Source organism: Phocaeicola coprocola DSM 17136, from assembly GCF_000154845.1.
Lineage (GTDB): Bacteria > Bacteroidota > Bacteroidia > Bacteroidales > Bacteroidaceae > Phocaeicola > Phocaeicola coprocola.
Map to the genome: position 1 here is coordinate 1 of NZ_DS981475.1, position 9711 is coordinate 9711.

The 9711-nt window shown below is 38.8% G+C and carries 9 protein-coding genes and 1 pseudogene; 2 read left to right on the top strand and 8 right to left on the bottom strand.

Annotation, left to right across the window (positions count from 1 at the left end; translation table 11 throughout):
• From BACCOP_RS09055 to BACCOP_RS20270, 8 genes and pseudogenes are all read right to left on the bottom strand, one after another.
• Window positions 1–411 (bottom strand): hypothetical protein (locus BACCOP_RS09055; RefSeq protein WP_007568498.1); only part of this gene is annotated, 411 nt, incomplete at its 3' end.
• Between the two features lie 188 nt (window positions 412–599).
• Window positions 600–1961 (bottom strand): response regulator receiver domain, encoded by a 1362-nt coding sequence (locus tag BACCOP_RS09060; protein WP_148315618.1) that lies wholly within the window; start codon window positions 1959–1961, stop codon window positions 600–602.
• 4 nt (window positions 1962–1965) lie between these two features.
• On the bottom strand, window positions 1966–4938 hold the full coding sequence (locus tag BACCOP_RS09065) for an ATP-binding protein (protein WP_007568504.1): 2973 nt from the start codon (window positions 4936–4938) through the stop codon (window positions 1966–1968).
• Window positions 4925–5992 (bottom strand): DNA cytosine methyltransferase, encoded by a 1068-nt coding sequence (locus tag BACCOP_RS09070; protein WP_007568506.1) that lies wholly within the window; start codon window positions 5990–5992, stop codon window positions 4925–4927. Before BACCOP_RS09070 ends, BACCOP_RS09065 begins: the two co-directional genes overlap by 14 nt.
• On the bottom strand, window positions 5973–6353 hold the full coding sequence (locus BACCOP_RS21410) for a helix-turn-helix transcriptional regulator (RefSeq protein ID WP_306439187.1): 381 nt from the start codon (window positions 6351–6353) through the stop codon (window positions 5973–5975). The genes BACCOP_RS09070 and BACCOP_RS21410 overlap by 20 nt, the downstream gene beginning before the upstream one ends.
• Before the next feature lie 128 nt (window positions 6354–6481).
• Window positions 6482–6805 carry a hypothetical protein gene (locus BACCOP_RS20660; RefSeq protein WP_032839982.1) on the bottom strand — a complete coding sequence of 108 codons (324 nt, stop codon included), beginning with the start codon at window positions 6803–6805 and terminating at the stop codon, window positions 6482–6484.
• 181 nt (window positions 6806–6986) lie between these two features.
• The gene (locus tag BACCOP_RS09090) at window positions 6987–7226 is read right to left on the bottom strand and encodes a cyclic nucleotide-binding domain-containing protein (RefSeq protein WP_007568512.1); all 240 of its coding nucleotides are present in this window, start codon (window positions 7224–7226) and stop codon (window positions 6987–6989) included.
• Window positions 7227–7240: 14 nt separating this feature from the next.
• Window positions 7241–7719 (bottom strand): annotated as a pseudogene (locus BACCOP_RS20270) (YitT family protein); the annotation flags it as partial.
• Between the two features lie 342 nt (window positions 7720–8061).
• Between BACCOP_RS20270 and BACCOP_RS20665 the strand changes: the two are divergent.
• Both BACCOP_RS20665 and BACCOP_RS09110 read left to right on the top strand, forming a co-directional pair.
• Entirely contained in the window at window positions 8062–8268 is a 207-nt protein-coding gene (locus BACCOP_RS20665) for a hypothetical protein (protein WP_007568520.1), read from the top strand.
• 547 nt (window positions 8269–8815) lie between these two features.
• Window positions 8816–9711, top strand: an 896-nt coding sequence (locus BACCOP_RS09110) for a transposase (RefSeq protein ID WP_007568526.1), incomplete at its 3' end; no start/stop codon positions are given.

The window sequence follows — 9711 nt, forward strand, 5'->3', positions numbered from 1 at the left end:
ATGATTGTCGATGTCAATGACACCGATGCCCATGATTTCCAGTCCACGCTTGTATTCTCCTGCACAACCAGACCAGAAGTAACCTATCCAAGGTGTCTTCTTGCCTGATTTGGGAATATAGGAAGGATCGATGGCGATGGCTTTTCTTTTGCCTGTGAGATGCTTGCTGATGATAGAGCCGTTGAACGCAAACCAGTCGAAAGTTTCATGCTCAAAAAGGTTACGATAAGTCTGTTCTGAGAAACAGCCATATCTGCCCAATTGGAGGAAGTTTATACGATCCGGGATGGCCATGAATAATTTCATGGTGTCCATGAACGTTTTTTCAAAAGGTTTTTGTATATTCGCTACTGATTTGAGAGCCGACAGGCACTCGGATTGGTATTGCATAAGGAGTGTTTCTTTAGTCATAATCAGAAGAGTTGAGAGACTTCTAATTTACTAAAAAACCAGCGAATTATGCAATACTTTTTTACCTTTATTATCAGCAGGTTAGCACATTTTTTTCAGCACATTTCTTCATGCTTAACCATTCGTTTTAGACAACATTTCAATGACCTCTTTAGTGTTTCCGAACCGACTTTTGCCGGTTTTATTGTTTAACTTTTAATTTTTCGGTAAAAATTTACCGAAGTATTGTTTATTGCAAATGAAGATTTATTTGGAAATAATTTCAATTCATTATTCACAATTAACGGATATTCGCCTTTTTCTTCTAAAGGTAAAAATAAGAATCGTCTTTCCTCCTTAATTCTCACCGAATCGCATCTTTGTTGAATACAAACATAATACTTGTCTACAGATTTTATAACTGTTCCAAGTGTTAATATCGGAGCCCCAATAGCAGGTTGAAATATATTTTTATGATGCGTCAAAATGGCAAAATCTACATTCGATTTATTCACATCGATACCATCATATGCAAATAACTCTATGGTATGCGATTGTAATTTCCCCTCGTCTTTATTTGACATATCTTTTCCTGAAGCTTCTGTATATTTATCTTTAAGTCGAGGTTGCTCGGAACTAAACATTTTTTTTAAAAGGTCTTTCGATTTGCCAATAGACACTCCATTTATACTTATCGTTTCGTCTGTAATACGGTTTTCAATCCAGTTATCAACCCAATCCTTTGTATCAATATCTGTTGTCTCTAATAATTCCGAAATAGCTTCGCCAAATAATTTTATTAATAGTTGCTTGGATTCGAATGTGTTTTCCAATAATATTTTGTGCCCGAGATATGCCGGATCTAATTGGGGAGAAAAGACGCTTAACATTCTGGATGTATTATTCCTTATTGCCGATATTGAAGATAAAGCAAAATTCGATAACAAACCGTTGGTCATGTCTGCAAATTCTTCAACAATCAAAGTCGGAAGGCTTTCATACGATACTATTTTATCTTTCAATTCCGGATTATGTGCAAATTGAGTTTCCGAATTTTGTTTTTTAGCTCTAACTAATATCTTAGAATTTAAAGATTGAATAACGCAATCTCCTTTATGAAAAGAATGCTGATCCACTTTCTGATATATACTGTTCGTAATTTCAAATAAATCCGTTTCTCCAGTATACACAATTAACAGTTTCAACATCCCAGTTTGTGATAATAAATCAGATATCAATTTTAATGTAAACTCTCCGCGCGGATCGTCATTATCTGCATCTGCATCGGGATCTTCAACTTGGTTCTCCTCCTTTTCTATATCTAAATACCAATCTAAAATGACAACATCTGCTTTATTTAGTATAGTATTGTAACTATTAACATCAGAAATGGATTTGGGTGCATATACAGCACAGATTTTTCCAGATTGTGCAAATACATTCGATACATCTAATGCGCTAAATGCATTGTTAGTCATATCATTCTTATATGCTTTGTCATCAATAAAAACAATATTTTGTATAAAGTTGTTTGCAATTTCTTTCGATTGCTCAATAAATCTGTCTGCCATATTTTTATTGCATTTTTTGAATTTTAAAAGTAACTGTAGAGCCTTCCTTAGGTTGTGCCACAAATATATCATAGTTCTCTGCATTCAAAACCTCTTTACTGATACTCAACCCCAATCCTCTTCCATTGGGCTTTCTGGAAAATCTTAATTCAAAGATTCGTTCCTTATCTTGGGGTTTTATTTCAATACCGTTATTGGAAATGTATATTCCCGTATCATCCGCATGCAACCGAATAACTTTTTCAGGAACATCACTTTGTTTTAACCAATAAATGGCATTATCAATGATATTCACAAATACAGGATAGAATGTAGAACGAAATCCGTGTATTTTTCGACCTGCAAACCCGTTAGTATGTTTAAAAGCTATATTGTGTCGTTCAAGACGGGATTTGAACAAATCTATTAAAAATGTTTTAATATCCAATAAAGATATGTCTTCCCGACGTCGATTCAATCGTCGATTTAACGGGGTAAACAAATTTAAATAGCCGTCCAAATGTTCGAAATTTACCTTGATGTTTTTATATATTCCTTCCAATTTGATATCTACATCCGACCATGCTTTTAAATCTTTCAGACTATGTCGAATCGAATTAACCGTACCGTTGAATTCATGGTGCAATATTCCGACAGCCAATCCTAATTGGCTTAATTCAACGTCCGATTGCAATCGTTCCCGCAATTCCTCTAACTCTTCCGAAGCGGCTTCCGCTATTTGGTCATTTGTAATTATTTGACCGTCTTCGTTTTTTTCGACATAGAAACTTTCAAATTGTCGAATTATGCGTTCCATAACATCCGTATTTCGACTGCTTATGGATTCTATTTCTGCTTCCATTCTCTTGCGTTCCGTTACCAAATCAAAGTTATCGGCTTTATCGGTTGCCAATAATTTGAATTGATTCTTTACGCTTCGTATTTGATTATCCAAATCGATTATCAGTTCATTCGTAAGATCCTTAATTTTGCGAGAAACATCGGAAACAACATCATTGGTTTCGCTTTTCTTCTTCTTATTAAGTGACAGAGCTTCGGCTGAAATCAGTTCCACCGCTTGCTCCAACCGCTTTCGCTTACTTATTTCCAGATTCAACTGTGCCGTATAATCATCGATTAGCTGATCGATATTTTCATTGATATTTTTAAATACCGTTTGTTCCAGAATTTTAAACTCATTAAGGTACGTGTCAAAATCCGTTCTCATTGATTTTGACATTGCAAATCCTTTAGGACTTGTCACCGATATTCTTTTTCTGTAATCGGAAACTTTTTGTCTCATGGCAAATTCCAGATCTATTATCTTCTGGCTTGCTTCATCCGCATCGTTAATGTATAAAACCGAATGTAAATCGTTCCTAAAATTCGTAAGTAATTCTTCCAGTTCGTTTTCGAATTTATGTTCCGTTAAACCGGCAAAAAAGATATCGAGCTCACGAGCAAATCTCTCCTTTTTCGATTTGGCCAATTTATCCCGACGTTCAAGTGCGTTATGGTACGCATTGAACTCGTCTTTCTTCTGATTGAAGAATTCCGATTGTGCCGTTTTGTTTTTTTCGCTGAAAAAATCAGCGGCAAGTTGTACAAAGAAATTTTTTAAAATCGCTTGAAGTTGGCGATATGCTTTATTTTCAATAAAACCTTCGCGTCCGGCTTTCTCTACCAAACCGCTGTGTTCTCGGTCCGCTATTTCAATAGCACCGAACATTCGTCGATAAGAAAAGAAATATGTTGATGCTCGTTTCGAACGATTTTTTTCAATATCCAGAAAATCATAATCGGAGTCACCATACGGTAGAACTCGAATATTATCTCTATATATGTATAAACCTCCGAATTTATCTCCTTTGGCTTTAATCCTGGCATAATTTTCGACATCTACACGAGAACTTTTCAATTCTCCTTGTAAATACGCCAAGTTAATTTTAAACGGACCACATTCGGTTTCTCTATAATAGTTATCCCGCCAATTTACAATGTGATCAAATGTTTTTTCTCCATATATTTTTACTAATCCCTTGAATTGTCCGAACTCATCAAATTGCCCTTGAAAATGGTGATCCGCCAATTCAAATTCTTCCGTGGTAAAAAAGTGTTCTTTATCTATGATGCTGACAAAACTACCGTCATTCGCCCTATAGTCTCTAAATGAAATGTCAACGACGGGAGTAGGATGATCGGGGGTCATTGTATTGTGAAATCCCATCAACATTTTCTCGATTTTTGTAGCTTCGTCCGAATTGCCGTCTCCCTCTATATCGGAAATAATCGTATCGTAAACTGGGGAGATGAAAAATTGAGTTCCACCACAGCCATTGGTTAATTCAAATCCTTGTTGTAGTTGTAAAGAAAGTTGGTGTGGGTCAACTTTAAAAGACGTGATAGAACTTTTTATTTTTTCAAAATCCTTGTCGTCAATAAGTTCTTTTTGATTTAATTTATCAAGGGATTGTATTACTTCATTTTTAATACTGTCAATATCGGCTGCATTCGGCATATGAGAGTATTCTCTTACCGGAATAACAATATCCTCCAAGTTAATCCCCGGCAACTCGAATATCTCCCAATTAATGAAAGCCACAACAATATCATATTCTTTAGATCTTAATTTTGCTTTCGATACGATTAAAACCTGACTTCCTATTGATGCAATAGCCAATCTTCCTATGCCTTTTTCTCCCATGATAGGACGTCTTGGCTTTGATATGTCAATAGGCGGTAAACTGCTTTTTTTATTTGCCAATTTACTTTCGGTCCCGAGCGTAAGCCAACGAGTTTCAAATTCCTCTTTTGTCATACCGAGCCCGTCATCACGTAATACCAGCAGATTATTACATCGGAGAAAATCGATATCGAATTTATCCGCATACGCATCATGTGCATTTTTTATAAGCTCGTTAATAGCTGTAGGGATACCGGCAATTTGTTGCCGTCCCAATAAGTCGAGAGCTCTTGCCCGAGTTTTAAATTGTGCCATTGTTTTCCAGTGCTTTTATCGTTTCACCTAATCGCCGAGCATATTCACACGGAACTGCATTGCCGATTAATTTTGCCGTTGCGGCAATACTATTTGTTTTAAACACATAGGTTTTCGGGAATGTTTGCAATGTAGCACCTTCCCGTAAAGAAAGAGCCCGATCTTCTTCCGGATGTCCGAAACGTCCGTTTGAGATACTATAAAATTTAGTTGTAATAGTCGAAGCCGGTCGATGCCACCACATACGCCCGAATGTATCTTTAAAACAATCGTCTTTTCCTACAAAGCAAGGTAATTGCAATTCCGGATCATTTGCCCAATCAAGTCTGTTCCCGCCGTCGTGTTTGGTCTTTGCCAATCGTTTAAGACATACATCACTTAATCCGGCAACCGTATGGTTAAACACACTACTGTCTTTATGGCCTGCGCTAACTTTGGGAAAACCGTTCCTTTCACCTAAATAATCGGCTAATACGGTCTCTTTATCGTCCGCCTTAGGTAAATGTATATTGACATTTTCCAATCGTGTTGCGATAAGAGAAAATCTTCGACGACTTTGAGGTACGCCGTAATAGCTCATATCTACAACCTTATAAACAGGATTTTTATATCCGAGATCTTCCAATTTTCGTAGAAAATAAGGTAAGATGCTATCTTTATTTGTGATTATGCCCGGAACATTTTCCACTAATACATATCCCGGTCTATAATATTCGATGAACCGAGCAAAGTTTTTTAATAAATCCTTAGATTTTAAGGCTTTATTCTTATCCGTATTAATTATACTGTAAAATTGGCAGGGACTGCATCCTACCAAAATCAAAAAGTCATCATTTTTCCGTATCCCAAATTTTCGCTCAAAATAATTGCTCCGTAAATTCTTTATATTAGTTTGAATGAAAACACTTCCGGAATTATTGTATTCATACGTTTCTTTGGCATCTTGATCAAAGTCCACACCTGCTATAACGTTAATCCCTGCCTGTCTTAAACCGCAAGTCATTCCACCACCTCCGCAGAAAAAATCGATTGCTTTATATTTGGATGCCATCATCTTGATTACACATTTGCGTAGAACAAAGTAATTCTTTAATATCAATCTTTAACGTTTCGGCAATCGTCAGTAGTGTTTCTACCGAAGGTTGAACTTCGTTTGTACACCAACGAGAGACTGTCGATTCATTTTTACCTAATGCATGCGCCAACCATTTCCCTGTTTTACCTTGTTCCGCAAGCACTATTTTCAGTCGATTTATCCGCTTCATTTGCATAACTATTGCTATAATCTGCAAATTTAATAAAAACAACCCGAATGACAAAATGATTAGCGCGTTTTTATAATAAGAAATATTTCTAATATAAACATAAAAACATTCCGTAAAAGCGGTTTTATCCGTCGGCACACCATCGCCCAAACAGGTTTGTACGAACGTGTACCGACTGCCGCATAAGCGGAGAAAAGGGCTTTGCATCACGCCTAACCAATGGTTTAGACTGATGATGCAAGACCCATTTCTTTTATGCTTATGCCATAGAGGTGCTTTTACGGGTTTTCTATGGATTTTTCTTTTTGCGGTTCCTTTGAGCCGTAAGCGGAAAGCTGTATATGACCGCTTGCCCATGAATGGCACAAGCCGTCCCCACGGCAGGCAAACTGGGAAGAATGATTTATCCGCCCGACCAAACGAGTTTGGACAGACAGATAAACCATACTTCCTTGCAGGTGGTTTGCCGGTTTCATGTTTCCGGCAATGTTCCTTTTCCTTTTAGGTTTCTTCTTTTCACGGATTTCTCCTTTGAAGTTTTCCTGTCTAATCTGCCTCCACTTCCGTTTACCTCCATTTTCGCGCCTTTCAGTGGGCCGCATCAGGCAGTCATTTTCGTTCTGGGCGCAAAGGTAACTCCGGGATTGGACGGGAAAGCAAGGTCAAGCCTCCTGTTTTCGGAAAAAATCTCCAGCCCTGCGGGTAGTATTTTGGCCGAAAAATTATCACAAGTTATGATAATTTCTCTGCAATGATTGTCTTCATACTTTTCTGTTTCGAATTTTACAAATTGTTTCTTAGGATTATTTGTGTGGAACATAGGTTTTCCAAAGTCGGTTTGTCCACGATAAACATCTCACAGTCCGTTTCCGCTTCTATCTCTATCGTTGATGCGGTCTGTCCATAGTAGCATGACATGCTTGCGGCCATTTCACCGCCGAATGCGAACCATTGCGTCACACCGCATCCTGTGTCGGGAACAAAAGCACGGCAGATGCCGCTTTTCATGATGATCATTATCATTTTTTATTTCTTTCTTATTCTACTTTGATATGATCGAATCCTTCTCCATAAACTCCTATAACGGCACTTTGTGAAACAAAAGCCTCCGTGTCTATATTTTTTATCAGCCGGAAGCTGACCGGCGCTTCCCTCTTCCCGGCTAATATAAACATCATCTTTACTTCTCGTCCTGTATAAAAGCCGGTTGTATTGATAATCGTCACTCCCCGGTGTGGGTATTCGTTGATATGCCGCCCTATTTCTTCATTTATTGGATATGATAAAGAACTGGATTGTCGGGTACTATTCATTGCCCTGGTCGATAGCAAAGCTACAAATATAAAGAGTTACAAACCCGTCACCACTTTTTCCCGGTCTTTCAATACAAAATGACTGGAGGAAATGATAATCATATCGCAGATAAGCACCGTTCTCCCAATGTGATGTTCCGGTCTTTGTTGATGATGGCTGCAATAATATCTGTACCTTCCGTACTTCCGTTTGCTGAAAGAGCCTCCCTATGGCAACTTCCACACTCCAACGACATAATCTATCACAATATCCGTAACTTGGTATGTCATTATCCCGATAATGCAGTCTGCCAATATCTCCATGACCTGATATATCACAATCCCGGCAACGTCGGGGAGAATCCAGACCTCCCGCCGGACAGCCGTTTGTCATGTCTTTTGCCGGTATTGACTATTCATGTCTATATATGACTATAGCTGACAAGGTACCCTTTCCCACGTTTATTCTTTTTTTCTTTGCGGCGTAGGACGATAATCCGTCATCGGGAACGTCCGCCTTACAAAACGCCCAATTGTCACATGGAATTAATGTATAAATCATAGTTATGGACAGCATTGAAAGGAAAAAACCAAATCCGTATCATATCAACGAGAAGGAGATACTGGATATAGTTGCCGCCAAAGGCTCATATTTGAGCTGCATTTCCGGGGATCTGGAAGAGGTGGTACCCCACAAGGAATCTTCATCCCGGCCGGAGAGTAAAAAGACGATAACGGAGGAAGAGGTAAAAAATATATTGAAGCCCTCCTGAACAACTTTTCATCCAACCGGCGCAAGCCCCTGCATATTGACGCACAGGTGTACGAATGTATCTCAGACATTGTCTGGGCGGTCAGACGTAAGGATTTCACTGTTTCCGGTGTTATAAGCCGCATACCGGTTGAACATATTAAGGAAAACGCCGACGTGATAAGGAAGATCACAGGACGGGATTACAAACTGTTCCAGCCGTAATATGACGGGAAATCCTCCTTAAAACGGCTCCGGAGGGGGAGTCGGAAACCACGACACCCAGCCGGAAGTGCCTTTGGAAAGTATTTTGAACTGTATTTCAATAATTTGAGTTCCTGACCAATACTTCGGTAAATTTTTACCGAAAAATTAAAAGTTAAACAATAGAACCGGCAAAAGCTGGTTCGGAAACACTAAAGAGGTCATTGAAATGTTGTCAAAAACGAATGGTTAAGCATGAAGAAATGTGCTGAAAAAAGAGAACTAACCTGCTGATAATAAAGGAGGAAAGTATTGCATAATTCGTTATTTCTTAGTAAATTAGAAGTCTCTGAACTCTTCTGATTATGACTAAAGAAACACTCCTTATGCAATACCAATCCGAGTGCCTGTCGGCTCTCAAATCAGTAGCGAATATACAAAAACCTTTTGAAAAAACGTTCATGGACACCATGAAATTATTCATGGCCATCCCGGATCGTATAAACTTCCTCCAATTGGGCAGATATGGCTGTTTCTCAGAACAGACTTATCGCAACCTTTTTGAGCATGAAACTTTCGACTGGTTTGCGTTCAACGGATCTGTCATCAGCAAGCATCTCACAGGCAAAAGAAAAGCCATCGCCATCGACCCTTCCTATATTCCCAAATCAGGCAAGAAGACACCTTGGATAGGTTACTTCTGGTCTGGTTGTGCAGGAGAATACAAGCGTGGACTGGAAATCATGGGCATCGGTGTCATTGACATCGACAATCATGAATGCATGACTTTAGGTTCCATTCAGACACCGGATTGTAAGACCTTGGATAATATGGACAAGAACCTCGTTGACTGGTACAGCAGCTATCTTATCAGTAGAAAAGACAAGCTACAGAGCCTGTCCAGAACGGTGGTTGCAGACGCATTCTTTTCCAAGGAAACTTTCGTAACGCCTATGTGTGAGAACGGTTTCCATGTTATCAGCCGCTTTAGGAATGATGTTGTCCTGTACTATCCGACATTGGAAAAGAAAACAGGAAAACGTGGTCATCCCAAGTGGTTTGACGGCAGGATTGACTTTGCCAATCTGGATTTGACCCGGTGCAAGGAATACGAGGTGAACAAAGGAAAGCTATACGGATTGAGGGTTTATGCTAAGCTTTCAAAAGGTATGTTTCTAGCCATCTGTATCGATGACGAGACAGACAGTGGCAACTTTATTTCTTTTACAGACGATTCCATGGATGGACGTGAGGTGCTGGG

Coding starts and splice junctions, on each gene's coding strand:
- BACCOP_RS09070 (WP_007568506.1), bottom strand. CDS start 5,992: ATGATGGCATCCAAATATAAAGCAATCGATTTTTTCTGCGGAGGTGGT.
- BACCOP_RS20665 (WP_007568520.1), top strand. CDS start 8,062: ATGGACAGCATTGAAAGGAAAAAACCAAATCCGTATCATATCAACGAG.
- BACCOP_RS09090 (WP_007568512.1), bottom strand. CDS start 7,226: ATGATAATGATCATCATGAAAAGCGGCATCTGCCGTGCTTTTGTTCCC.
- BACCOP_RS20660 (WP_032839982.1), bottom strand. CDS start 6,805: ATGCGGCCCACTGAAAGGCGCGAAAATGGAGGTAAACGGAAGTGGAGG.
- BACCOP_RS09065 (WP_007568504.1), bottom strand. CDS start 4,938: ATGGCACAATTTAAAACTCGGGCAAGAGCTCTCGACTTATTGGGACGG.
- BACCOP_RS09060 (WP_148315618.1), bottom strand. CDS start 1,961: ATGGCAGACAGATTTATTGAGCAATCGAAAGAAATTGCAAACAACTTT.